Raw genomic sequence first — 23,648 nt, 5'->3', positions numbered from 1 at the left:
ATTAAATCCCCCTTTGTGATAGAACTCTCCCCGTGATAAATTCCAACCATGCATACACTCCTGTTTTGACCGTGGCACTTGTCGGTACATCTCGTGTTGGATCCAGACAGACAAAATCGATATGTCGAACCGCATCCTGTTGGCCGATCCGCACTAAACTTTGGAATAACTCTTCCGCCGTCATGCCTCCTGGTGTAGAAGCGGGAACACCCGGTGCGACTGCAATGTCCAACACATCCATATCGACAGTTACGTATACGCGGTCCACTCGTTGTGCTAATTCCTTTAATTGTTCTTCGACGCACTGAGCCACCCCTAGCTCACGTGCTTTACGTAAAGTAATCATTCGAATACCGTGTTCCTTCGCATAAGCCACCAATGGTGCTGCATTGAAGTACCCGTGAAGACCAATATTGACGACATCTTCCCCGTAGACAGTGCCCCCATCAATCAGTTGACGAATGGGTGTGCCATTTGCAGGTCCCAAATCGGCCGGGTCGCGCACATCTAGATGTGTATCTAGTTGTAAAATGCCAATCCGCTCGTCTGGGTAGGCCTTCTTAAGACCTCTTACCGCACATGCAGTTACAGAATGATCGCCACCAATTAAACATGTGGTCGATCGATCAAATGTGCGGACTAATTCATATGTAGCGTCTTCAATGTGTTCATGTGACATTAAAATATCGGTCGTATGCATAACGACATCTCCCGCATCACGAACGATGTAGCTAGATAAATCCATGTCCTCATCTAAGTTATACGTGGAGAACCCTTTCCACAATTTGCGGAATTCCATTGGATATAAGGAAGCGCCGGAAACACTGATTGAAGAGCGGGAAATGGGCGCGCCATAAATCACCATGTCCGGAGACTGTTCAGCAAGCGGTTTTACCCACTGATGTACGAAATCTCCGGAAGCATCGCGCCATGACCATTCAGGCGGTTGTAAATGTTTCATTTAACCCACCACCTGTACACCTTTTTTCCACACCGAACCAACGTGATTCACGCCGAAAAGATATTGCAGCTCCTGGTAATTGGATACATTCCACATTACGACATCCGCTTGTTTGCCCGCTTCCAATGAACCGACATTCTCTTGCATGCCAATGGCACACGCAGCGTTCATCGTTGCGGCAACCAATGCTTCCGCAGGAGTTAGACGCATAGAGATGCAGGCCAAATTCATGACCAAAGGCATCGAAGTCGTTGGTGACGAACCAGGATTGCAGTCTGTTGAGATGGCTACGGCTACACCTGCATCAATCATCGCACGGCCTTTTGCTGCTTCTTCACGTAAATACAGAGCGGTCGCTGGCAAAAGACAGGCAATGACGCCTGCTTCAGCCATTAAACGCACACCTTCATCAGATGCTTTCAATAGATGTTCCGCTGAAATTGCACCAACTTTGGCAGCCAGTTCCGCGCCACCGTAAGACTCAATTTCATCAGCATGAATTTTGGGAATCAAGCCGAGTTTTTTGCCTGCTTCTAAAATTCGTTCGGACTGTTCCGGTGTGAATACTCCGACTTCACAAAAAACATCGTTAAAAACAGCTAATTTTTCTTCCGCAACTTTCGGCAACATGTCATTTACCAAAAGATCGATGTACTCGTCTTCTTGTCCTTTATATTCCTGAGGGACTGCATGAGCGCCCATAAACGTTGGAACCAAGTCAATCGGATGACTTTCATTCAATCGTTTCATCACTCTCAGTTGTTTCAATTCTGTTTCCAAATCTAGTCCATAGCCACTTTTGCCTTCCACGGTTGTCACGCCATGCTCAAGGAACGAGTCTAGGCGGCGCGTTGTTTGTTCCACCAGTTCGTCTTCTGACGCATCTCGTGTCATACGTGTTGTCGCATGAATACCGCCACCAGCATTCATGATTTCCATGTACGTTGCACCTTCGAGACGCATTTCGAATTCACGTTCACGGCTTCCTCCATATGCTATGTGCGTATGCGGATCGACCAGACCCGGTGTCACCAAACGCCCTGTTGCATCGATAATATCCGCTTCATGGGCACGTGTGCCATATAAAGCTTCAAGCTCAGACGTCGTGCCCACCGCCACTACTTTTCCATTTTCCATCCACACACTGCCATCTGCGATCAACCCGAGGTCAGACATTCCTTCCCGAACTCGGGGGCCGTTTTCACCGGCTACCGTTACAAGTTGTGCTGCATTTTTTATCCAAACCGGAATCATGCTTCAGACCCCTTTAGCATCGGAATGTTGACGCCTTTTTCACGCGCAGTCTCAATCGCCAAATCATAGCCTGCATCAACGTGACGGACGATACCCATTCCTGGATCAGTTGTTAATACACGTTCCAGACGAACTTCTGCTTCTTTTGTACCGTCCGCTAAAATGACCATTCCGGCATGAATGGAATAGCCCATGCCTACACCGCCGCCATGGTGAACGGATACCCATGTCGCGCCGCCCACTGCATTGACCATCGCGTTCAAAATCGGCCAATCCGCAACAACGTCCGAGCCATCTTTCATTGCTTCGGTTTCACGATTCGGTGAAGCTACTGATCCTGAGTCCAAATGGTCACGTCCGATAACGATTGGCGCACTCAATTCGCCGCTTGCTACCATATCGTTAATGATTTTCCCGAAACGTGCACGTTCGCCATAACCCAACCAACAAATGCGTGAAGGAAGGCCTTGGAACTGAATTTTCTCCTGAGCCATTTTAATCCAGTTACATAAATGCTTGTTGTAGCTAAATTCGCGTAAAATCACTTCGTCTGTTTTGCGAATATCTTCCGGGTCACCAGAAAGTGCTACCCAACGGAATGGCCCTTTACCTTCACAGAACTGTGGTCGAATGTAAGCTGGAACGAATCCTGGGAAGTCAAACGCACGTTCAACCCCTTCGTCTTTTGCCACTTGACGGATGTTGTTGCCGTAATCAAATGTAATGGCGCCTTTGTCCATCATCTCTACCATTGAAGAAACATGCTTCGCCATCGATGCTTTAGAAAGCTTGACGTACTCCGTCGGGTTTTCTGAACGAAGCTTCGCTGCTTCTTCCAATGACATTTTTGATGGGATATAGCCGTTCAATGGATCATGTGCAGAAGTTTGATCCGTTAACACATCCGGAATAAAGCCACGTGCGATCATTTCCGGTAAGACGTCTGCGGCATTGCCAAGCAACCCAATCGATAACGCTTTTCCTTCCGCTTTTGCCTCTTCCGCTAAACGGATTGCTTCGTCCAACGAATCTGTTTTTACGTCAGTATAGCGCGTTTCAATACGTCGATCGATACGCGTCTCGTCTACTTCAATACCGATACAAACTCCGCCAGCCATTGTTACTGCTAATGGTTGAGCACCGCCCATTCCACCAAGACCAGCTGTCAATGTAATGGTACCTTTCAACGATTCTCCGAAATGTTGTTTTGCCAGTTCAGCAAATGTTTCATATGTTCCTTGGACAATCCCTTGTGATCCGATATAAATCCAGCTACCTGCTGTCATTTGTCCGTACATCATCAAGCCTTTTTTATCTAGCTCATGGAACGTTTCCCAGTTTGCGTACGCTGGCACAATATTCGAATTGGCAATCAACACACGTGGTGCATCTGTATGAGTTTTGAAAATCGCTACCGGTTTTCCGGATTGAACCAGCAAGGTTTCATCGTTCTCCAACTCTTTTAATGAGCGCACAATAGCGTCGTAACTTTCCCAGTTACGCGCAGCTTTACCGATTCCTCCGTATACCACTAAATCTTCAGGATGCTCTGCCACATCTGGGTGTAAATTGTTGTTTAACATACGAAGTGCGGCTTCTTGTTGCCAGCCTTTCGTGTTCAATTCTGTTCCTCTATATTGGATAACTCGTTCAGTTGTATTCGCTTTCATTTTCATTCGCCCCCTTATTAATAGTTTCATTGTATCGTGAAAGTTCTGATAATTTATTTATAATTTAGTTTATTATTTATGTTTTATTGAATTATTTCTTTGATTTGAAAAGATTTTTATAATTTATTCCCGTTTCAATCATTTTTACATACAAAAAAGACCGATTGGATAATCGGCCTTGTAAAATACTTTTTTCTCCAAATAGACAACTAATGATATAACCAGAGAAACTAATTTATAATCGAAAAACTCGATTCATCTTCCCCAATTAAATCGATACTGGGTTGGGGTTTTCCCAGTTGATGCTCTGAACTTCGCATTGAAATAAGATTGATGTGTGAAACCCGCCAATCTCGATACTTCTTCTAAAGTTGCGTTTGTTTCTTTTAATAATCGTTTTGCTTCTCCAAGGCGAATTTCTTGTAGCGTTTCCCTGAAATTCTTGCCTGTACTTTTCGAAAACCTTCGACTTAATGTGCTTTTATTCATTTGCAAAGCATCTGCACAAGCCGCCAAGTTCCAATTCGAATCCCAATAATTTGATTCCATCATCATTCTTACTCTATCTGAGAAATTAGACGTCCCTGATTCCACTAAACTTGTTACTTTCATCAAATCCGCTGTGAAGTCACCAAAGCTTTGAATGATGTGATACATAACCGGCTCGCGAATGATGTCTTGAAATAGTCGATGGTACTGTTTTTCAAGGGGGGGATTTTGAATCGAATTGGCCGACATATATCTTCTGATTTGCGCAAGAACACTAGTCAAACGGATTCGCACCATTTCAGGATCCGGGTAAGGTGCTTCAAGGGTTAGAAAATCTTGCTCCAACCATTGACGAATTGCTTTAACGTCCTGTTTTCCTAGCATTTCAATCCACATGCGTTGCTCTATGGGAGACAAAAACGGATCCATTTCACACCACGATAAGTCTTCAGCTTCAACGGATAAAATATCATAGCCATCATAAAAAACACGTTCTTGGAAGCGACGCATTTTTTGATAAAGTGAACGAATATCTTGGTCGCCAGGTGATTCGTATAAGTAGATAGACAATAGTGTATTGGATTGGCGTTTCCAAGACGCATAAAACGCCAGATAGGCTTCCTGCATGCTTTCAAGTTCAGGAAGTCGGTGTACAACAACAATAAAATCGGTAAACGGAAATAGTTCAAAATGCGAGGGGAATGCGAACTCTTCCAGCGATTTCACCAATTGCGTTCCCTCTTCCCGACTCGCAGGAACAATTGCACTTAAGAGTACAGAAGTCCTTGGGTACGTTTTCGCCAACAATAAATCTTCATATGTAAAATTCGATTCTTGATATGCATCCAGTTGAGGAATCCCTTTCTTTTCGTTGCGCACACGAAAACGCGTTTGCTGGATATGCTTAATCAGATGTTCGGGCTGGAAAGGACGGAACAATAAATCTTCCGCTTTATGTTTAAGTGCACGGTATGCAGTTTGAAACGTTCGATCTGAGGATACCCCTAGCCACCTCGCTCCTGAAGGCAGGATACTTTCTTCCGAGGCAGACCATAAGTCCATATCAATAATATAAAAATCAAATTCCCTGGAAACCATATCTTTTTGTAGAGTTGTGACTGAGTCCCCCAACTCCACAAAAACATCTCGCAACTGCGAAGAAATCATCCATTTTATTCCTTGTGCTTCTAGTGAGTCCTTCGTCAGAACGTATACATGCATAAAGAAAACCCCTTCTTCCATTACCTATCATTCGCACAACCATCTATAAAAAGTACTCGTAAACACTTTAGGTACAGGTAAAGAATATACGTACATTGTCATGTCTGTACTCTTCATAAGCAAGAACTTTTAAAAAATCTCAAAGATCACAGCAGTCCCTTTCAAAAAAAAAAATTATTTTTCAGTACCTTGCATAGAATAATACTGCATGATATATTGTTCTTAACAGTACTGCATATTGTCTAGTAGTGGAAGGAGAGGGTTTAAGGTGAATATTCAATTCAAGAAAGGCGTACTTAATCTTTGCGTCCTTGTGTTATTGGATCAAAAAGATCGATATGGATATGAACTTGTACAAAAAATCTCGGACCAAATCTTAATTTCCGAGGGATCTGTATATCCGTTATTGCGACGTCTGACCAAGGAAGGTTATTTCACTACTTATTTACAAGAGTCTACAGAAGGTCCTTCCCGTAAATATTACAAACTGACCGATTTAGGCAGAACGTATTTACAGGAACAGTTAAATGAATGGAAAAGCTTCACAAACGGCGTGAATACTTTGATTGAGGAGAGTGTAAAAGATGACGGAACAACAATTTCTAAATGAACTTGAAATGGCTTTGACTAAACTTCCTTCCGATGAAAGAAACGATATTTTCCAGGATATTAAAGAGTATTTTACGGATGGACGTGTTGATGGTAAATCAGATAGCGAAATTGCCGCGTCCCTTGGCTCTCCAAAAGAAATTGCTGAAGAGCTTCTTGCCAATTATGTACCCGAGAAAATTGATTCAAATACAGACACGAAAAAGATTCATATAACGAATGATAACTTCACAAAAGTTGCCATGAACATCAAAATTGGCTCTTTACATGTATATCCATCTGATTCAGATGTCACCATCATTGAGCTAGTAAACGCGCATGAAAAATTAGCATTAACAGCAGACGTTATTGGAGACACACTATCGATTGACCTAAAAGCCCCTAAATTTGCATTCTTTGGATTTCTTCAGATCTTCAAAGGCGTAAAGGTCAATGTGGCTCTCCCCCAAAAACTATATACAGCTATTTCCATGAAGACAGATAATGGAGGCATTGTAGCGATAAAAGTTCTTGGAAAAACAGTGAAAGTAACTTCTGACAACGGAAGCATTGAAATAAAAGAAATTGCAGCAATGGTTCTGGACGTTGAAACAGATAATGGCCGTATAGCAATCGATAACGTTCAAGTCGACAAACTAACTACCGAGACGGACAATGGCAGAATTGAAATGCGGAATGTCGATGCCGAACAGGTTCACACAGAAACAGATAACGGACGCATCATCATGGAATATGTGAATGGAAATATTACCGGAAGAACGGATAACGGACGGATTTCACTTTTAACAACGAGCCTTGACCGCATGATTGATTTGGAAACGGACAATGGCAGCATTTCGGTTGCGACTGAAAATAATCCGACAGACGTTTCGATTCGTGCAAGGGTTGACCATGGAAAAATTGATGTGTTTGGGGAGAAGAATTCCCGCACGACTTTCGGAAGTGGCACGAATACGGTTCAACTTTCTACGGATAACGGAAAAATAACTGTCTTTAAGAAAGAAGCAAACGTACCCGTTTAATTTCCATCAAACATATATAGACATCAAAAAAGCCCCTTGTGAGGGCTTTTTTTGTTCTTCTTCAAGCATGTATATAGACATTTGTTCCGATTGGCACGAAGGATGAAAGCTCCGTTACGTCATCGTTATACATCCGAATACACCCGTGCGAAACTTTCTTGCCAATGGACGAGGGATTATTTGTGCCGTGTATTCCGTAATGTGGTTTAGATAAACCCATCCATAACACCCCATATGGGCCACCTGGGTCATACTCTTTGTTCACAACAATATAATTTCCTCTTGGTGTAGGTGTTAACATTTTCCCGACTGCTATCGGATATGTTTTCAGCAATCTACTGGCATCGTAAAGTTTCAGCTGGCGTTTACTTACATTTACATCAATCCAAACCACCATAATTCCATCTCCCAAAATTGACTTACTTTAGGTATATGGCATGCCAAGTGGTTATGACCACGTTAGGTTGGAAAGTCATTCAATAGATGAGGCGAACATCGATTTTCGCATACAAAAAAGCAACTCCATTTTCGAAGTTGCTTTTGTTTACCTTATTTTGGAACGTCGCCCCCATAGGATGTCCATTCTTCACGGGATGGACCATACACTCCGATCATCGGCAGTCCTGCCAGGCGCATCAACATTGTCATTTGGCCGCGGTGGTGGATTTGGTGCTTAACGATAACGTTCAGTGTAGTAGCATTCGTCCACATTTCTCCATACATGTCGTGTTCTTCAGAAAGATTGACATCCGTCCATTGTGAACGAATGGCTTCCTTGAATGCCATGTTTGCCTGTTTGTATCCAGCAGCAATTTCTGCTGCTGATTCCGGCATTGATGCATCGTGATGTGGTGCTTCAAACTCCAGTCCGACACGTGACATCATTTCATTGATAGAAACGATTGTATGCCAAGCAAGGAAACCTAACGAACGTTCTCCTTCTTTGACTCTTGTTCCTAACGAATCATCGTTAAACAAGTCCAGTATTTGTTGGGTAGAGTCACTTTCGTAAGTCCATTCAGTTAAAAACTCATCAATTGTATGATACATAATTTACCTCCTTAAGATTTCTTTTCTCTTAAGTATCTTTCGTGACAATAGACAAAATCCCTTCCTTACGCTTCGATTAATTGTTTTCTTCTCTCTTCAATGTCAACGAGTTCAGCATCCAATACGTGCTTATTGCCGGCTAATGAGTGCATGACTTTCATGATTTCTTTTACCGTATTTTGCAAGTTCCCTTGAGATTTGGATATTCGTGAATGAATGGTCCACTCACTGAAAATATCATCAAAAAAGTAATCGGCCATTTTGATAAACTCTCCGCGTTCCACGATAAAAGAATTGGCTTCAAGTGCCTGCACATCTTTGACTTCCGTTCTGAAGCGATGGAGAGCCATTTGTGCTTTATGAATCGTATCTTCTGAGTCATCGATTACACTATGCTTCATCGCAGTCACAATCATTCCGCCACCCAAAAACGTATCCCATGTTGAATAGTTGTGTGCAGATTCGAGCTGACTGATTGCTTTGGATAAAAGTACATTTGCTCTACTTCCTGCATCCCGTGCTTCTTCGATTTCACGAAGCATCGTTTGGACAACTGTTTTCCGGTCATACAGTTCTTCCATCACCGCTTTATCTTGCGGGGAATTGACTCGCAACCATCGCTCTTTTTCAATCATTAACCGTTGCCAGTTCGCATGAAGGTCTTGGAACTGTACATCTGCTAATGCTTGACGAATGTTAGCTGATTCTACTTCCAGGTCTCGAACCACCTTCACCGCTTCGTTCCACTTCAATTCTATTGAAGCTGCTTCAGCCATTTCTTGATCACGGACATCTTCCTGCGACCCTTTCCACTTTCTCATCACGTTGGAAAATGAAAACTCATCCAATTTTGCGACATCCCGTTGTTCTTTTGTCAGCTTACTTTCGAGTTCATTTCGTTTATGTGTGTGTTCCAGGATTTCAGTTTGAAGAGAAGCTAATTTCTTTTGCAAGCGTTCTTGTTCATTGATTAATAGTTTTAGCTCCGATTGTCTTTGTTGAAACGTTGACCACATAGCCCATCACTCCCTTAGCTACTATACGAAATTCCAGAGATGAAGTTTCAGTTAATTTGTTTGGTAATTTAGTGAAATGTTGGAACTTTTGAGTGGGTTTTAGAGTCTAATAAGTAACTATTAATTTCGTGATGGATGGGATGGGTTTTGAGATGAAAAAGTGGATACTTCTGTTTGTCATACTGTTCCTTCTTGCGGTATATGCTGCTCTGTCAACTAAATTTCATTATCCCGAGCTTCCATTTTCTAATAAAACCAAGCAGGAAGTCGCAAAACTTGCTGTCTCATCGGAATTGCCGCTTTCTAAAGTGGCACAGCAAGACGGCTATGTTTGGCTTGTAACGGATGATTCCCTCGATGTGGCACTTAATTCCCTCAAGCAGCGAATGAAAAAGAATGGATGGGAATTTGTCGAACAGTACGGCTCTAGCTATATGTTTGAAAAGAACAATGAAAAAGTATTCATTGGAAGTCAACAATGGACAAGCAATTTCCTGCTCTTTCAATTGCCGATTGGGTTGTAAATTTATTCTCTTTTAAATAGAGAAATGAATCGGCTCGGGCCAACAGGATGTTGGTCACGAAGGCGTTGCCACACGAGGTGGCGTTCTTAGCCTTCGCTCCTTTGTCCTCGTTGCGGGGTCTTGCCTGCCCATTATTCCGCAGGAAAGAAGCGGGCCAAAGGTTTTGATTTGGACCGATTCTTTGCGACGAGTAACCGCAGGAGCAGCACTTTTGAAGCGTGAGACACACAAGTATTTGGTTTTCATACTTGTTGGCTCATGCGGAACATGCGGCTCGAGCAAATGTACGATAAACAATACCATAGTAAATCAAAAAGCCCTTCGAGAATAATTCGAAGGGCTTTTCTTACAACTATTTTTTCTTTTTAATGCCGAACGGCCACCATACACCACGATCAAACGATACGGTAATGGCCGGTATGAGTAATGGCAAGACAATCAAACCGTACAGCAATAATCCAATAACCACGATGGACGCGATTTGCATCAGGCTCAGAACCCCTGAAGGCATCATGGCACCAAATGTACCTGCTAATATAATAGCTGCCGTGATGATGACCGTTCCCATTTTGGCCATCGAAACACGCATAGCTTCTCGAACAGACAAACCACTTTCCACCTCTTCTCGGAACCGGTCGAGAAGGAAAATGGAATAATCGACGCCAAGTGCAATCAGCATAACGAAACCGAAGAATGGAACAGCCCAGCTGATGCCGTCATATCCAAGTAGATTCTCGAAAATCAGTTCAGCAATGGCAATTGACGTAAAGTACGTCAGTAATAACGAACCGATCATGAACAATGGCATGATCATGGAACGGAATAAGATCGATAAGACGACAAACAAACTAATCAACATAATCATGACAGTGCTTGAAAAATCGCTCGAAGAGATATCGGCTAAATCACTATTTACGCTCGATATGCCACCAAAGGCAATGCTTGCATCTTCAAACGGCGTTCCCTTTACTTCGGATGCCACCGCGTCTTTCAATCGTTGCACAGTTTTAATGGCTTCAGGAGAATATGGGTCATCCGAAAGGACTACTTCCATTTTTATCCCTTTGCCATCAGCGAATGTATATCGGTTCAATACTTGAGAAAATTCTTCACTTTCAAGTGTACCTGCAGGAATATACAGTCCAGTATCACGCACACTATCACTTTCACTCATCGCCTTCATCATGTCGCTGACTTCCGTAAGTCCGTCTGCAATTTGTGTTAGAGCCTTATTGGAAGCTGCAAGCCCCTCAGTTACCTTAGATAATCCTTTACCGCCGCCACTTGCTCCGGCAAGGCCTTGCTGAATTTGACCAAGTTGACCACTGATGGCCGTCAAAGCACCGACTGTTTGTTGCACATTACCGGTCTGTTGTAACCCTTGTGTTGTCAGTGCCAACTGGTCGTTTAGCTGACCAAGTCCTGCCGCAACTTCTCCAAGTCCACCACTATTGCCAGCTCCAGCCAATCCGCTTTGAATTTGCTCAAGACCCGCTCCAATTTCAGTGAGTCCTTCGCGAGCTTCCGTTAATCCATCCGCCATCAAACCAAGTTGATGATCGACATATAAGTCTTCGATTATTTCCCCAGTAGGTCGGGTGACTGTTCTAATCTTCTCAAAACCTTCGATTTGTTCAAAGCGTTGACTTAAACTCTCCACATACGGAATCATTTCTTCGTTTGCTAGCTTCTCATCCGATTCAATAATGACTTGAACTGGCAACGAGTCCCCTTTGCCAAAGCCATTTTCTATGGCGCGTAAGCCTTTAACCGATTCATAGTTACTGCCGATTTCATCCACTGTGTTAAATGACAAGGAGTTATCGTATGTCAGCAACAAAGGAACCGTCATAATTGCGACAACCAGCATAGATAGAACGGGGCGATTGACGGAAAGCTTGCTCATCCATCCCCATAAGCCGCTGTCGTGGTGCGCTGCCGATTTTTTCGAAGGCCAGAATAGTTTTTCTTTCAATACCAACATAAACACTGGCACAATCGTAAACAATACGAGCAATAGAACAGCTATCCCTACCGCAACGGCAACTGCCGATTTAAATATTGGGAAATCCGCAAAACCGATCGCGAAGAACCCGATAAATACAGCAAGACCACTGATTAGTAACGTACGGCCGGCAGTTTTGTAGGTGTTTACAATGGCTTCTTCTACCGAGTGACCTGCAGATAATTCTTCCTTGTAACGGCTCAGCAGTAAAATACAGTAGTCCGTTCCAATCCCGAACAATATCGCCACCAAGAAAATCTGGGTATAGTTAGAAACCGGGAAACCAAACCAATCGATGAAAAATGCCACAAGTGATTGGCTCAATAAATACGTAAGACCCACTGCCACCAAAGGAATGAATGGCGTGACAATCGAACGGAAAACAGCAAGCAACAAACCAAAAATCAACACAACTGTAATAATCTCTGTCCGCTTTAAGCCTTCTTGCGCACTTTTATTAACATCATTGTTGATGATGGCTTCGCCTGTCACGTAAGCTGTCATGTCTGACGGAATGATTGAATCGCGAATTTCTTGTGCAACATCATTAACTTCTTCATCTGGCCCATCCACTGTAATGGGAATGAGTACTGTTTTTTTATCTTCCGAAACGAGTTGACTCTCGAGCTCATCACTTTCAACGGGATTTAAGACACTGGTCACCGTTTTTGAAAGTGCTGAGATTTTCTTCGCCATATTTCCCAATTGTTCACGGTCGACATCCCTCAGTGCTTTATCAAGTTCCACAACAACGGAAATCGTTTGGTCACTTTCGCCTGCATCCGCCAACATTTTGGCGGCTTGTTGTGACGACGCATCTCCAGACAGCTGGATTGAGCCCGCTTCTTCCGCTTGTTTCGTCAAATTTGGGGCGATGATAAATAAGAGAATCGTGATGGCGAGCAAACCGATGGTGATCGGCCATTTCCATTTTAATATCGTTTTCATTCGTCAGACTCCATTCATTTTCAAAATTTCTCTTAACTTGCGGAACGTCACTAAAAATTGGTCAATTTCCCGATCATCCACTTGATTGGACATCAATTTTCCAATATATTCATGCAATACTCGGTCTGATTCGTTGATGACATCTTCTCCTAAATTCGTCAGCACCAGAATCTTCTCTCGCTTATCGCCTGAAGGCTTTGTGTCAATCAACTCTTTTTCCATCAGTTTTTTTATACGATTGGATATGGCGCTTTTATGTACGCCTTGCAAAATGGCGAGTCGACTTGATGTTATTTCCCCTTCTTTGTAAATCAGTTTCAATACTTGAATTTGTTCAGGTGAATATTCTTTCCATATCGGTTCATCCACACTTCGAATGACGCGTTCAGTCCCATATATGAGTACCTCTTCAAAGAGTGATACCGCTTCTTTTATTCTTTCATCCATAATAGTTTACCCCCTAAACCAATAATAGTAGTTTAGGGGGTAAACTATGCAAAGTCAATGATGGTCTTGTGACAAATTGGAGCGGGGTATATGATGAAAAAAACAAGTATTGTAGAAAGGAGGATTCAACCTATGTGGAGAAAATTGAAGGAATGGGCACGTTTCATGAAGAAATCTCTTTATACGCTATACTTCGCAACAAAAGACACACGTGTTTCTTTGCCTGTGAAAGTATTTACTGTCGCAGTCGTCGCTTATGCATTTAGCCCAATTGATTTGATTCCCGACTTCATACCGATTCTCGGATATGTCGATGATGTATTGATTGTACCCGTCGGCATTTATTTTGCACTGAAAATGCTTCCTCAAATCGTCATTCAGGACAGCACTAAATTAGCTGAAGAACAGTTGCAATCAGACAAACCCAAAAATTGGTTTGCTGCGGTGATTATCCTCATGATTTGGTTTGCTGTGTTAGTGTGGGGTACTTTTGTTTTCATCTACAAATGAACATAAAAAATCTCCTCAACAACATCGAGGAGATTCGGCTTATGCATAAACAGATGATCGCTCACCATTCTTGACCACGTGACGATTGCGTCCCTGTTCTTTTGCTTTTAATAATAGTTCCCCCTATCCTGAACGCCTTTTTCTGAAAACCAACCATAAACATACGAAAATGAAGAAAGCCACCAATTCAAGAGATACGATGTACCATGGATATGGTCCCAGGTAATCAAGCAGACTTCCGTTCACTGGTTTTGTCCGTAAAAACATATAGTTTCCGTTAACTAAAACATTGATGACAAACACGATTGGCAGCAATACGTTCAATGCGAGCATCGTTTTGAGGATTCCTTTAAAAGTAGGGCGGCACCCTTTCACCCATGTAAAATATAGCGCTACAAGGACAATTCCCGCATGCGTGAAAAAGAAGTGGAAGTACCTGAAATGCGGGAAGCTTAAATCCAATACTGGTGTTGCAATTGCTTGAAGTGCACCGCCTATTCCTGCATAGAAAACAAAATCATAGACATGCTTATTTCCGGTCCACAGCAGGACGATGGTCAACACTAAACTAATGCTACACAATTCGAGTGGCAACGAACTACTCAAGTTCCATCTTCCGGTTTGAAAGAGCCAAATATAAAACGCGATATCCATGCCCAGTAAGGACAGGGCAAAAAGACGTTCGATTTGTTGCGCTTTGCGAGGTTGAAGCGTCCATCTATTTTTGAAAGCAAATAACAAAACAATTAATAGAACCAATCCCACAATTACGATCTGATGTGCCGTCGAAAACATAACAAATGCAGGTCCCTCTTGTTCCAACATTGCGTTTCCTCATTTCATTTTTCTTTCCATCTATACATACCTATTCGTTTCCATTCCTCGAAATCCTCGTTTTAGTTAGATTCTCTTAAAGAAAAAGGAAGAGACTAGGTGGTTGGCGAATAATAAATAGATACATCATTTGCTTTACGAAACTTGGCAAATATGGATCGTTCCCTTTCGATTAAGGAGGGCGGACTAGCAAGAATTTAATGTAAATGGTAGTTAAAGAAATGGAGGAATCTCACATGAAAAACACGATTATGGATCGAATTGTTTCCCTTCAAAGCGAAAATGATTTTTCTGGAACCGTTTTGGTAAAAGAAAGCGAGAATGCTCTTATTGATCGTAGCTTTGGATATGCCAATCGGGCAGAAGCAATAAACAATCAGTCTGGAACCAGGTATGGAATTGCTTCAGGATGCAAACTCTTCACCGCGATCGCCATCTGCAAACTCGTGGAGGAGAAAAAACTTTCCTTCGACTCCAAATTGAAAGACTGTCTGGATGTAAAGTTTCCTCATTTTGATGACAATGTCACTGTCCATCACTTGCTTACCCACACATCGGGCGTTCCTGATTATTTTGACGAAGAAGTCATGGATGATTTTGAGGAATTGTGGATCAAAACGCCAATGTACCATATCAGGACCTTGAAGGATTTCCTTCCTCTTTTCCAAAATGAACCAATGAAAAATCCACCAGGTGAGGGTTTCAGTTATAACAACTCCGGCTATATTTTGCTAGGGTTGATTGTGGAACAGGCAAGTGGACTTCCCTTCACTGACTATGTGGAAGAACACATTTTCAAAAAAGCTGAGATGGTCGATTCGGGCTACTTTTCTTTTGACTCTCTACCTGAGAGAACGGCATGGGGATACATCGATCATTCAGACGGAACATGGAAAACAAATATGTACTCACTGCCAGCAAAAGGTGGGTCGGATGGCGGCGCCTATGTCACCGTTACCGATATGTCTCTTCTCTGGGAATCTCTTATGAATCATCAAATCCTTAGCAAGGAAATGACTGATCGCCTGCTTACGGCACATGTTCAAGTAAAAGAAGGCAGCTACTATGGTTATGGGATTTGGATTAATAAAAAAGACGAGACCGTATCCAAGTATCATGTTATGGGCTATGACCCAGGCGTAAGTTTTCACTCGGCATACTACCCGGATGATTCCCGCATTGTTGTGGTTTGTTCAAATAAGTCGTCTGGTGCGTATAAAATCATGGCGGCCATTGAAGACGAATGGACAAAAGTGACCAACCGCTAGATAAAGATAAAACATGAGGTGAACCAATATGAATAATGACTTCCGATCTTTTTTGGAACACTTTTTAGGGATTGCATAATTAAGTGATGGAGGTAGACTAATGGATAATTTGGAGTGGTTGGTTATGTATGGATTCCTACTTGTCATTGGAGCCCTCGTCGTCCGATGGATTAGACTCATTAAAAACAATACGGACGTGCAGGTTGAACAAAACAAGGCAATCATCTCGCTGTTAAAAGATATACAGTTGAAAAAGGAAAAGAGTTTTTGACGTTGTGGTCAAAAACCCTTTTTTTCATCTATCAAAAATAAAGCATAGAAAAATTTCCATCATTTTAATATGCATATGATTTTCACGAGGTTCTTGTTGAATTACCGTTTCTTAAACCTCTTCCAAACGATGCAACTTAAAAGAACAATGCCGACAGCAATAATAACAGCAATCATTGCATTCGATTCGGCAACATCAATCCCCGCTTGTTCTGCAACTAAATCCACTTGTTCAGTCGGTTCTTTTCCTTCTCCGAGAACGGTCAAGTCTTCCTGTGCAGCACTTAACCCTGTTGTTCGATCACAGATGACCGTTACGAGCTCTGCTTTATTTCCATACATCGTAGACTCAGTGACATACACTAAATATTCCTGACCCACCTGGAATTCATAGCCGCAATCACCCCCACCACTTCCCGTGGTAATAATTACTTGAGACTCAGATACGCCTTTCCAGGTTTCTGATACCTCAATTAATACTCTTTTCTTCACATACCCCTTAAAGTTTTTTTGTTCTTTCACTTCCAATACTTTACCTGAAAAAACGGCTTGTGAGCGTTCCAACTCATCTTCTACTGATGGAGGCTGAGCACAGGAACATGCGTAACTGGTTTTCGGAACGATGGACAAGCTGAACAAACTAAAGACGACACTTAACATCATTGTCACAAGAATTTTTTTCCTCATGGTCCGTCTCCTTACCTTCATCCTTTTTTCTGTTCATTCCGAAGCCTTCTTTTAATGACGAAATAGACCAATATTCCAATGGCTGTCAAAATAACGAGAACTGGTAAGTTACCAACGAAGAATACAATCAATGCAGAGAATGCCGAAAGTAAGGAATTCATGCTTGTCGCGAATTGTTTTTTTGTTTTTTCCCATGTATTGAGTTCTTTGCTGTCTATCTCAGGAACAACCACACGATTTTCATACATTGTGATTTCAATCGTCGAAAACGACGTCTGGTTTTCAAGATACTTCATCTTACCGACCATCACTTCAATCTCCTCTTGAACCTGTGCTAAATCCGCAGAGATTTTCAGCAAGTCCTCGGTTTTCTGTGCTTTGCTCATGAATTCCAGTAAGCGTTCTTCAACCGCTCGTTTTGATTTCACTCGTGATTCGAGGTCCACGTATTGCTCTGTGACATCCTGACCCGTCACATTGCGTTCCAACACTTTTGCCGCTTCTCCTTCAGCTTCTAATAGAAACTTTTCAAAGTTCTCTTCTGGGACCCTTACAATCATTTTGCCGCTGCTCGTCTGTTCGTCTTCTTGGTAGACGTTTGACTCCACGATATAGCCACCAAATTGCTCGACTTTCTTCTGAATATTACTTTGTGCTTTATCCAATTCTTTGACGTTCACACTTAATATCGCCTTATGAATGATCATTCTTTCCACTGCAACAGTAGGTGCTGTTTTCTTGGCTTCACCTGAACTTGAATTGTTAGCTAATTCCTCAGATTCTTCCGTAGCTACTTCATTGGAATCTGACTGCGGTGCAAGCGCTTTGTCCTCGGAACTTTCAGCCTTCTCCTCGCCCCCACTACACGCAGCTAACAAAACCAACAAGCTCGAAAGTAGTATGAATAAAATCCTCTTCCTCATCTTCGACTGCCCCCTATCTCTATAGTATTTATGACGAGACGGGCAGGAAAAATGTTACAATTTTCTGAATATATTTTAAAACACATCACAAACCCCCATGCGTCCTGGACATGGGGGTTAAAAGTTAACGTAGTTGTTCGTTTGGGTAACTAAAGACTCGGCACTCTCTATAAATAAAATAATCGGCCGAAGATACAATTTCGGCCGATTCCTGCTTCATTCATTTTTGGGTTCGGACTGTTCGTAAACGACGGAACTGAGCAATTTCTTTAAATAGAAGTTGCCAGAAAACAAATGATGCGATTAACAAAAATCCAATCTTCCACCCCTGTCCCCAGTCATTGAAATATACATAATAGGACATTGATGTGAACACACCTACATAAAAAATGAAGCCCCAAAGGAGCGACTCTCGTTTTATGTAAAATTTAATTGCAAACAACAATGCGCAAATGCCTAATAACACCCACTTCAACGTATCGAACTCCATTAGGTTCCCCCCTTATAAACCAGATTGTTTTGAATAATTTCTTCGTATCATTCCATGTGCTTGTTGCATTCCTAATTTTTCATAGTATCCCATCAAGTCTTCGTCACACATCAAATCAATCATATAAATATCACTCAATACGTTAAACATTTCTTTGACAAGTTGTTTACCAATACCTTGTCCTTGATAAGCTGGCAAAACTTCCAAAAACGGTATATAAGCAGACAATACATCATCACTGTTCGCTGTGATGAACCCGATGACTTGTTTGGACTCTTGAGCAATTGCCAATACCACATGTGAGCTTTTCTCCAGTAATTTAAGATGGACTTCAGACGAGGGTGGGTTTGGCCACCCAACAAAAAATCCGTTCAATTGATCTTTTGTTATATTTTTAATAGATGTTGTATAAATCATATTTCGAACTACCCCTATCCATATTTGTATTTATTGGAGTTGTTCTTTCTTTATCAATTGTAAAACAACATAATTGGCACCTCTTAATGGCTAGATTTTCAGTATTTTGAACTCATTATCCTCCAAACGCAATACGTGCTCACCTGACGATTCCTCAAACGCTTGAATTCTTTCTTCAATGGGAGTCGTACCTGGGAACAGATCTATGCGGTCCGCATGAGGAAACAGTGAGGATTTATATAGCTCGCACCCCTTGAAATTTTTCAAATTCATCGTATTCAATGATGGACTGAACCAATCAATAATTCGAATAGATGCGCCGAGCACCACTGCCCCAGCACTTACGCCCACAATGACACTATCTTCTTTCGACCTCTTTTGAAGTAGCTTCTCTGCTCCACTCTCCCTGAGAGCGTGCAACAATCTAAAAGGGTTTCCGCCATTTAGATAAATAACATCTGCAGCTTGCAAACAATCTATTGGCTCCCTTTCTACATCCAAAAAAGTTACTTGTTCAATTCCCATACCGAGCAAATCAACGCGTGCTTGAATGACAAATGGATTCAATTCTTTTTGTGCTGATGCCGTCGTTATAATGACTGCGAACTTTCTATTAGAAATTAGTGCATTGAATTGTTCTCGGACTTTTTGATGGAAAAAGCCTGTTGAAGTTAATAGAAGTTTGGACATTCGAAACTCCTTTATTTAAATGCAAAAAAAGCTTTATTAAAAGGATATCAGATTATCCACAATCATTATAGGGAAAATTCTGAAAATATAGAGGTCTCTATCTTTTCTATAGTAAATAATATTTTTTCTAGTTCCTATAAAAAATATGTTATAACGTGACGTTTTGATCTTGATCTTTTGGTTAAAATGTTGTATAATAAAGAAAAAGCGAAAGGGTGTTCGTATATGCAAGATTCTAAATTAAAAGTAATTGAATTATTTGCTGGTGTCGGTGGCTTCCGTTTGGGTCTTGAGAAAGCGAACCCTGATTTATTTGAAGTTGTTTGGGGGAACCAATGGGAACCTTCTCGAAAAGCACAAGATGCTTTCGATTGTTATGTGAAAAATTTCAGTACTGGAATACATTCCAATGAAGATATAACTACAGTTTCAAATGAAACTTTTGTCGACTTAGAACCAAGTCTGGTTGTTGGTGGTTTTCCGTGCCAAGACTATTCCGTTGCCCGCTCTCTCTCAGGGGAGCAAGGCCTCCACGGTAAAAAAGGCGTCTTATTTTGGGAAATTAAACGAATAATCGAGAATACACAACCAAAGTATGTTCTATTAGAAAACGTAGACCGTCTATTAAAATCCCCTTCATCGCAACGAGGTCGAGATTTTGCCGTAATGTTAGCTACATTCCGAGACTTAGATTACTCGGTTGAGTGGCGTGTCATTAATGCAGCCGATTATGGATTCGCTCAAAGAAGAAGACGTGTTTTCATCTTTGCATATAAAAATGGGATTGCTTTTGAAAAAGCTCAAAGCACTCATTCCGAAGACCAAATTGTCTTTAAAGAAGGCTTCTTTGCAAAACCTTTTCCAGTCGAATACGAACCATATAAAGACAGAATTACTTCTGTAACCCTTCCAACTGACATTGTTTCAATATCAGAGAGTTTCTCATTTGGGTTCCACACTGCGGGTTACATGAAGAATGGAGAAGTTTTCACTACACAAGTGATTCCTGAAGAAGAAAAATCGGTAACTTTGCGGGAAATTCTTATCGATGAATCTGAAGTTGATGAAAAGTTCTACCTGTCTGACGCGACAAGTGAGAAATTTGCCTACCTTCGTGGTCCTAAAAAAATTGAACGAACTACCGCTGATGGACATGTTTATAGCTTTTCCGAAGGTGGAATGTCTCCTACGGATGATTTGGACAAGCCTGGCAGAACCATGCTAACTAGTGAAGGTTCTACGAATCGAAGCACTCACATCGTAGAAGTTAATGGTCGAAAACGATTCTTGACCCCTTTAGAATGTGAACGACTCAATGGATTTGATGATAATTGGACAAATACTATGTCTGATCGTATGAGATATTTTTGTATGGGAAATGCACTGGTTGTTGGTCTCATTGAAAGAATGGGTAAACGAATCGAAGAAATAGAAAAAACAAATATACTTACAGACGTTCAATTGGAACTGTCTTTACAAAGCTGATACTATCGTATCGGCTTTTTTCTTTATATGGTAAAATCCAAATAATGTATTTAATTGCTTTAGGGGGTTACATCAATGATTTATAAGACAGAGGAAGCATTACTTTATAAAGCAAAACAAGCTGAGGGAAAAACATTTGGTGAGATTGACTTAACTGGAAGAATTACAAATCCAAAATCAAAAGGACAGCTCGGCCAGATTATTGAAGAGAGTTTTTTTGGGTATGAAGTAAATTCCAAGTCAGAGGCTGATTTTGCAGATTTAGGCATTGAATTAAAAGTTACTCCACTGAAACTAAACAAAAATAAAACCATATCTGCTAAAGAACGATTGGTCTTAAATATTATTAACTACCATAAAGAAGTCCTCACCACATTTGAAACATCGAGTTTTTGGACAAAGAACCAATCGATTCTCCTTATGTTCTATCATTGGATTCCTGAAGTTCACCGATCTGAGTATCAAGTTCTTAAAAGTCATCTTTTGACTTTTAGTGAAGAAGATTTACAAATCATTAAGAACGATTGGAAATTTATTACCGATAAAATCAAATCCGGTAAAGCTCATGAGCTCTCAGAGGCTGACACCATATACTTAGGTGCATGCACTAAAGGGAAAAATAAAGAATCCTTAAGAACGCAACCTTTTAGTCCCCTTCTTGCGATGCAAAGAGCTTATAGTTTAAAAGCAAGTTACATAACGGGTGTTGCCAGAAAATTATTATCCAATGATGACTTAGTTTCATTTACAAATAGCCAAGAATTGGAAAGAAAAACACTTGAAGAAATTCTTCAAGATCGCTTTTCACCTTACATTGGTAAAACCCTCTCACAAATCGCTTTAGAAAATGGCATCACGATAAATAAATCGAAAAGTTTTGTACCCGATTTTGTTAGTGCCTTACTTGGCATTAAGGGAACAAAACTTGATGACATAGAAGAATTTTCAAAAGCAAACATACAGTTCAAAACCATACGACTCGAACCCTCAGGAATCCCCCGTGAACACATGTCATTTAAAAATGTGAATTTTATGGAATGGGCAAAAGAAGATTGGGATGAAAGTTGGCTTAAAAATCATTTTGAGCAGACCAAATTTTTATTTGTTGTTTTTGAATTCAGAGAAACAGAAAGAGAGAATAAAAACCGGGAGTTATTTTTTAAAGGCGTGCAACTATGGAACATGCCACTTCATGAAATTGAAAATCGATTGAGAGATTTTCATCAAAATCTCCAACAACAATTGTTAGAAGGTGTACATATTGAAATGATTCAAAAAGGGAAGAAAATCGTTGCAAAAAATGATTTGCCTTCACCCGAATCAAATGGTCTGTGCCATATTCGTCCTAAAGGGAAGAATGGTCAAGATAAAACACTACTTCCTGATGGACAGATGATTGCTAAGCAGGCATTTTGGTTGGATAAAGAATACGTTGCAAACTTAATAACTTTCTAGGGGTGGAATACATGGCAGGATATATATTTACTCTCGATAATGTCGATTCTTTAAACGAAATTGTTTTAAATGGAGTTTATAGTACAAATTTAAATGTCCCTTCGAAAAATAATAATTGGTTAGCTCCTCACGAAGGTACATTTGCTGACTATTTATCGATGACCGAGGGAGATAATGTTTATTTTTTTATTAAAAGAAAGATTTATGGAATCGGTCGACTAATCAACATTAACAACGACTGTAAACACTTAAATTTTCCCGGTGCAGATATTCCATTGACCGAGAGTTACTCGAAACTAAAAAATAAAATGATTTTAAATAAGACATCATTTAACCTAGGAAATCGATTTTTATGTACTTTTGAAAATGCTCCACACTTTTTTCAAAATGGAATTGATATGGACGATGTTTTAGCATCTAACCCAGGCGCTTTTAAAATGTTACGTGTTTTATGGAAATTGTCTTTTATTAAAATAGATGATGTGGAGAATAAAGCATTAATCGATGTTATTTTGAAATCAAATGAAAATGAAATATCAAATCCTCAAAATGTTTTTCCACGTTCAGATAAATTACATAACCGGATTAAATCGATTACTAATGAAGACTATAAAGTAAATACAAAAAACATTCTAAGTCTCGCTGCTACTAAATCAAAAATTAGGCATGAAATGGCTATAGAAGCTGGAATTATAGATTATATTAAAAAAACGCCTGACGGCATTTTCGGCAAGTGGGATTACATATCTCATCAAGTGGTAGCTTCGCCCTTCAAACCTGTAGATTACATGGACAAAATGGATATTTTCGGTTATCGATTCATTCCTTCATTTACTACAATCTCGAAATATTTAACTATAGAAATTAAGAAGGATGTTGCTGATAAAGAAGTAATCAATCAACTTATGAAATATGTTGATTGGATTAATCAAGAATATAGTTTCGGAGATTACTCAATGATTGCAGCCTTTGTAGTTGCTGAAGATTTTCCAGAAGAAGTAGTTAGGTTGAAAAATGAAGCAGGGAAACGCACCTTTGTTAAAGGCCGTCGTCCTGCTGCAACTATGCATTGGTCAGATCTAAAGTTAATTAAGTATGTTTTTAATGGAATAACTCAAGAACTTGAGTTTTTAGAAATAGAATAACTGAGTAATATCAATTAATAGTATTAGTTACATATCTAGATAACTTAATTCCCTTACTAATTTCCGTAACAAATGATGGTTTCACATTTGAGTACTCTAGTATCTTTTTAATACTCAATTTGTTTTTTATTATTTCTTCTGCATATTTTATTCCAAACAAATGGATAAATGTTACTTTGTATCCTTCAGGGGCTCTCATATACATTTGGGACAAAATTTCTCCTAATTGTTTTTCAGTCATTTTAATCCTCTTTTCTA

The 23,648-nt window shown here is 40.6% G+C and carries 25 protein-coding genes; 9 read left to right on the top strand and 16 right to left on the bottom strand.

Features of this window, described 5'->3' with window-relative positions; all coding sequences use genetic code 11:
* Position 1: 1 nt before the first annotated feature.
* The 4 genes from HMPREF1210_RS16535 to HMPREF1210_RS18695 form a co-directional block, all read right to left on the bottom strand.
* On the bottom strand, positions 2-961 hold the full coding sequence (locus tag HMPREF1210_RS16535; protein WP_016429849.1) for an agmatinase family protein: 960 nt from the start codon (positions 959-961) through the stop codon (positions 2-4).
* Entirely contained in the window at positions 962-2,215 is a 1,254-nt protein-coding gene (gene hutI, locus HMPREF1210_RS16530; RefSeq protein WP_016429848.1) for an imidazolonepropionase, read from the bottom strand.
* Positions 2,212-3,885: a urocanate hydratase gene (gene hutU, locus HMPREF1210_RS16525; protein WP_016429847.1), complete on the bottom strand. Its 1,674-nt coding sequence runs from the start codon at positions 3,883-3,885 to the stop codon at positions 2,212-2,214. The genes hutI and hutU overlap by 4 nt, the downstream gene beginning before the upstream one ends.
* Before the next feature lie 255 nt (positions 3,886-4,140).
* Positions 4,141-4,434 carry a helix-turn-helix domain-containing protein gene (locus tag HMPREF1210_RS18695; protein ID WP_369758251.1) on the bottom strand — a complete coding sequence of 98 codons (294 nt, stop codon included), beginning with the start codon at positions 4,432-4,434 and terminating at the stop codon, positions 4,141-4,143.
* A 1,429-nt stretch (positions 4,435-5,863) separates the two neighbouring features.
* Between HMPREF1210_RS18695 and HMPREF1210_RS16515 the strand changes: the two genes are divergently transcribed.
* Entirely contained in the window at positions 5,864-6,205 is a 342-nt protein-coding gene (locus HMPREF1210_RS16515; RefSeq protein WP_016429845.1) for a PadR family transcriptional regulator, read from the top strand.
* Complete coding sequence (locus HMPREF1210_RS16510; RefSeq protein ID WP_016429844.1) at positions 6,180-7,226, top strand: DUF4097 family beta strand repeat-containing protein; 1,047 nt, start codon at positions 6,180-6,182, stop codon at positions 7,224-7,226. Before HMPREF1210_RS16515 ends, HMPREF1210_RS16510 begins: the two co-directional genes overlap by 26 nt.
* A 61-nt stretch (positions 7,227-7,287) precedes the next feature.
* Here HMPREF1210_RS16510 and HMPREF1210_RS16505 read toward each other — a convergent pair whose 3' ends face one another.
* The 3 genes from HMPREF1210_RS16505 to HMPREF1210_RS16495 all read right to left on the bottom strand — a co-directional run bounded on the left by HMPREF1210_RS16505 (position 7,288) and on the right by HMPREF1210_RS16495 (position 9,292).
* Complete coding sequence (locus HMPREF1210_RS16505) at positions 7,288-7,623, bottom strand: L,D-transpeptidase (protein ID WP_016429843.1); 336 nt, start codon at positions 7,621-7,623, stop codon at positions 7,288-7,290.
* Positions 7,624-7,775: 152 nt separating this feature from the next.
* The gene (locus HMPREF1210_RS16500; protein WP_016429842.1) at positions 7,776-8,276 is read right to left on the bottom strand and encodes a DinB family protein; all 501 of its coding nucleotides are present in this window, start codon (positions 8,274-8,276) and stop codon (positions 7,776-7,778) included.
* Positions 8,277-8,341: 65 nt separating this feature from the next.
* The gene (locus HMPREF1210_RS16495; protein WP_016429841.1) at positions 8,342-9,292 is read right to left on the bottom strand and encodes a hypothetical protein; all 951 of its coding nucleotides are present in this window, start codon (positions 9,290-9,292) and stop codon (positions 8,342-8,344) included.
* Positions 9,293-9,444: 152 nt separating this feature from the next.
* On the opposite strand from HMPREF1210_RS16495, the gene HMPREF1210_RS16490 reads away from it, so the two are divergent.
* On the top strand, positions 9,445-9,816 hold the full coding sequence (locus HMPREF1210_RS16490) for a hypothetical protein (RefSeq protein ID WP_016429840.1): 372 nt from the start codon (positions 9,445-9,447) through the stop codon (positions 9,814-9,816).
* Positions 9,817-10,168: 352 nt separating this feature from the next.
* On the opposite strand, the gene HMPREF1210_RS16485 is transcribed toward HMPREF1210_RS16490, so the two are convergent.
* The gene (locus HMPREF1210_RS16485) at positions 10,169-12,769 is read right to left on the bottom strand and encodes an MMPL family transporter (RefSeq protein ID WP_016429839.1); all 2,601 of its coding nucleotides are present in this window, start codon (positions 12,767-12,769) and stop codon (positions 10,169-10,171) included.
* Between the two features lie 3 nt (positions 12,770-12,772).
* Positions 12,773-13,216, bottom strand: a complete 444-nt coding sequence (locus HMPREF1210_RS16480) for a MarR family winged helix-turn-helix transcriptional regulator (protein ID WP_016429838.1) — start codon at positions 13,214-13,216, stop codon at positions 12,773-12,775.
* A 132-nt stretch (positions 13,217-13,348) separates the two neighbouring features.
* Between HMPREF1210_RS16480 and HMPREF1210_RS16475 the strand changes: the two genes are divergently transcribed.
* Entirely contained in the window at positions 13,349-13,726 is a 378-nt protein-coding gene (locus HMPREF1210_RS16475; protein WP_016429837.1) for a YkvA family protein, read from the top strand.
* 123 nt (positions 13,727-13,849) lie between these two features.
* On the opposite strand, the gene HMPREF1210_RS16470 is transcribed toward HMPREF1210_RS16475, so the two are convergent.
* Positions 13,850-14,551: a TIGR02206 family membrane protein gene (locus tag HMPREF1210_RS16470; protein WP_016429836.1), complete on the bottom strand. Its 702-nt coding sequence runs from the start codon at positions 14,549-14,551 to the stop codon at positions 13,850-13,852.
* 245 nt (positions 14,552-14,796) lie between these two features.
* On the opposite strand from HMPREF1210_RS16470, the gene HMPREF1210_RS16465 reads away from it, so the two are divergent.
* Complete coding sequence (locus HMPREF1210_RS16465) at positions 14,797-15,828, top strand: serine hydrolase (protein ID WP_016429835.1); 1,032 nt, start codon at positions 14,797-14,799, stop codon at positions 15,826-15,828.
* A 100-nt stretch (positions 15,829-15,928) separates the two neighbouring features.
* The gene (locus HMPREF1210_RS18165) at positions 15,929-16,099 is read left to right on the top strand and encodes a hypothetical protein (RefSeq protein ID WP_016429834.1); all 171 of its coding nucleotides are present in this window, start codon (positions 15,929-15,931) and stop codon (positions 16,097-16,099) included.
* Between the two features lie 101 nt (positions 16,100-16,200).
* Here the strand turns inward: HMPREF1210_RS18165 and HMPREF1210_RS16460 are convergent, their stop codons facing one another.
* From HMPREF1210_RS16460 to HMPREF1210_RS16440, 5 genes are all read right to left on the bottom strand, one after another.
* Complete coding sequence (locus HMPREF1210_RS16460; RefSeq protein WP_016429833.1) at positions 16,201-16,785, bottom strand: hypothetical protein; 585 nt, start codon at positions 16,783-16,785, stop codon at positions 16,201-16,203.
* 17 nt (positions 16,786-16,802) lie between these two features.
* Positions 16,803-17,708, bottom strand: coding sequence for a DUF4349 domain-containing protein (locus tag HMPREF1210_RS16455; RefSeq protein WP_016429832.1), 906 nt, complete (start codon positions 17,706-17,708; stop codon positions 16,803-16,805).
* Positions 17,709-17,928: 220 nt separating this feature from the next.
* A complete protein-coding gene (locus HMPREF1210_RS16450) occupies positions 17,929-18,198 on the bottom strand; it encodes a hypothetical protein (protein WP_016429831.1) in 270 nt (89 codons plus the stop codon).
* Between the two features lie 12 nt (positions 18,199-18,210).
* Positions 18,211-18,615, bottom strand: a complete 405-nt coding sequence (locus HMPREF1210_RS16445) for a GNAT family N-acetyltransferase (RefSeq protein WP_016429830.1) — start codon at positions 18,613-18,615, stop codon at positions 18,211-18,213.
* Positions 18,616-18,705: 90 nt separating this feature from the next.
* The gene (locus tag HMPREF1210_RS16440; RefSeq protein ID WP_016429829.1) at positions 18,706-19,305 is read right to left on the bottom strand and encodes a Type 1 glutamine amidotransferase-like domain-containing protein; all 600 of its coding nucleotides are present in this window, start codon (positions 19,303-19,305) and stop codon (positions 18,706-18,708) included.
* A 225-nt stretch (positions 19,306-19,530) separates the two neighbouring features.
* Here HMPREF1210_RS16440 and dcm point away from each other — a divergent pair, with 225 nt between their 5' ends.
* From dcm to HMPREF1210_RS16425, 3 genes are all read left to right on the top strand, one after another.
* A complete protein-coding gene (dcm, locus tag HMPREF1210_RS16435) occupies positions 19,531-20,790 on the top strand; it encodes a DNA (cytosine-5-)-methyltransferase (protein WP_016429828.1) in 1,260 nt (419 codons plus the stop codon).
* A 75-nt stretch (positions 20,791-20,865) separates the two neighbouring features.
* Positions 20,866-22,245 (top strand): Sau3AI family type II restriction endonuclease, encoded by a 1,380-nt coding sequence (locus tag HMPREF1210_RS16430; protein WP_016429827.1) that lies wholly within the window; start codon positions 20,866-20,868, stop codon positions 22,243-22,245.
* An 11-nt stretch (positions 22,246-22,256) separates the two neighbouring features.
* Complete coding sequence (locus tag HMPREF1210_RS16425) at positions 22,257-23,390, top strand: hypothetical protein (RefSeq protein ID WP_016429826.1); 1,134 nt, start codon at positions 22,257-22,259, stop codon at positions 23,388-23,390.
* 10 nt (positions 23,391-23,400) lie between these two features.
* On the opposite strand, the gene HMPREF1210_RS16420 is transcribed toward HMPREF1210_RS16425, so the two are convergent.
* Positions 23,401-23,631: a hypothetical protein gene (locus HMPREF1210_RS16420; protein WP_016429825.1), complete on the bottom strand. Its 231-nt coding sequence runs from the start codon at positions 23,629-23,631 to the stop codon at positions 23,401-23,403.
* Between the last annotated feature and the right edge of the window lie 17 nt (positions 23,632-23,648).

Origin of the sequence: Paenisporosarcina sp. HGH0030 (genome assembly GCF_000411295.1) — a bacterium.
Classification (GTDB): Bacteria; Bacillota; Bacilli; order Bacillales_A; family Planococcaceae; genus Paenisporosarcina.
This window is presented reverse-complemented; position numbering and strand designations above follow the sequence as displayed.

Bases quoted from the DNA above. Each gene is read 5' to 3' on its own strand.
- HMPREF1210_RS16505 (WP_016429843.1), bottom strand. From the start codon at position 7,623: ATGGTGGTTTGGATTGATGTAAATGTAAGTAAACGCCAGCTGAAACTT.
- HMPREF1210_RS16445 (WP_016429830.1), bottom strand. From the start codon at position 18,615: ATGATTTATACAACATCTATTAAAAATATAACAAAAGATCAATTGAAC.
- HMPREF1210_RS16420 (WP_016429825.1), bottom strand. From the start codon at position 23,631: ATGACTGAAAAACAATTAGGAGAAATTTTGTCCCAAATGTATATGAGA.
- HMPREF1210_RS16485 (WP_016429839.1), bottom strand. From the start codon at position 12,769: ATGAAAACGATATTAAAATGGAAATGGCCGATCACCATCGGTTTGCTC.
- hutU (WP_016429847.1), bottom strand. From the start codon at position 3,885: ATGAAAGCGAATACAACTGAACGAGTTATCCAATATAGAGGAACAGAA.
- HMPREF1210_RS16490 (WP_016429840.1), top strand. From the start codon at position 9,445: ATGAAAAAGTGGATACTTCTGTTTGTCATACTGTTCCTTCTTGCGGTA.
- HMPREF1210_RS16465 (WP_016429835.1), top strand. From the start codon at position 14,797: ATGAAAAACACGATTATGGATCGAATTGTTTCCCTTCAAAGCGAAAAT.
- dcm (WP_016429828.1), top strand. From the start codon at position 19,531: ATGCAAGATTCTAAATTAAAAGTAATTGAATTATTTGCTGGTGTCGGT.
- HMPREF1210_RS16510 (WP_016429844.1), top strand. From the start codon at position 6,180: ATGACGGAACAACAATTTCTAAATGAACTTGAAATGGCTTTGACTAAA.
- HMPREF1210_RS16500 (WP_016429842.1), bottom strand. From the start codon at position 8,276: ATGTATCATACAATTGATGAGTTTTTAACTGAATGGACTTACGAAAGT.
- HMPREF1210_RS16495 (WP_016429841.1), bottom strand. From the start codon at position 9,292: ATGTGGTCAACGTTTCAACAAAGACAATCGGAGCTAAAACTATTAATC.
- HMPREF1210_RS16425 (WP_016429826.1), top strand. From the start codon at position 22,257: ATGGCAGGATATATATTTACTCTCGATAATGTCGATTCTTTAAACGAA.
- HMPREF1210_RS16480 (WP_016429838.1), bottom strand. From the start codon at position 13,216: ATGGATGAAAGAATAAAAGAAGCGGTATCACTCTTTGAAGAGGTACTC.
- HMPREF1210_RS16430 (WP_016429827.1), top strand. From the start codon at position 20,866: ATGATTTATAAGACAGAGGAAGCATTACTTTATAAAGCAAAACAAGCT.
- HMPREF1210_RS16450 (WP_016429831.1), bottom strand. From the start codon at position 18,198: ATGGAGTTCGATACGTTGAAGTGGGTGTTATTAGGCATTTGCGCATTG.
- HMPREF1210_RS16455 (WP_016429832.1), bottom strand. From the start codon at position 17,708: ATGAGGAAGAGGATTTTATTCATACTACTTTCGAGCTTGTTGGTTTTG.
- HMPREF1210_RS18165 (WP_016429834.1), top strand. From the start codon at position 15,929: ATGGATAATTTGGAGTGGTTGGTTATGTATGGATTCCTACTTGTCATT.
- HMPREF1210_RS16470 (WP_016429836.1), bottom strand. From the start codon at position 14,551: ATGTTGGAACAAGAGGGACCTGCATTTGTTATGTTTTCGACGGCACAT.
- hutI (WP_016429848.1), bottom strand. From the start codon at position 2,215: ATGATTCCGGTTTGGATAAAAAATGCAGCACAACTTGTAACGGTAGCC.
- HMPREF1210_RS16475 (WP_016429837.1), top strand. From the start codon at position 13,349: ATGTGGAGAAAATTGAAGGAATGGGCACGTTTCATGAAGAAATCTCTT.
- HMPREF1210_RS18695 (WP_369758251.1), bottom strand. From the start codon at position 4,434: ATGGAATCAAATTATTGGGATTCGAATTGGAACTTGGCGGCTTGTGCA.
- HMPREF1210_RS16460 (WP_016429833.1), bottom strand. From the start codon at position 16,785: ATGAGGAAAAAAATTCTTGTGACAATGATGTTAAGTGTCGTCTTTAGT.
- HMPREF1210_RS16440 (WP_016429829.1), bottom strand. From the start codon at position 19,305: ATGTCCAAACTTCTATTAACTTCAACAGGCTTTTTCCATCAAAAAGTC.
- HMPREF1210_RS16535 (WP_016429849.1), bottom strand. From the start codon at position 961: ATGAAACATTTACAACCGCCTGAATGGTCATGGCGCGATGCTTCCGGA.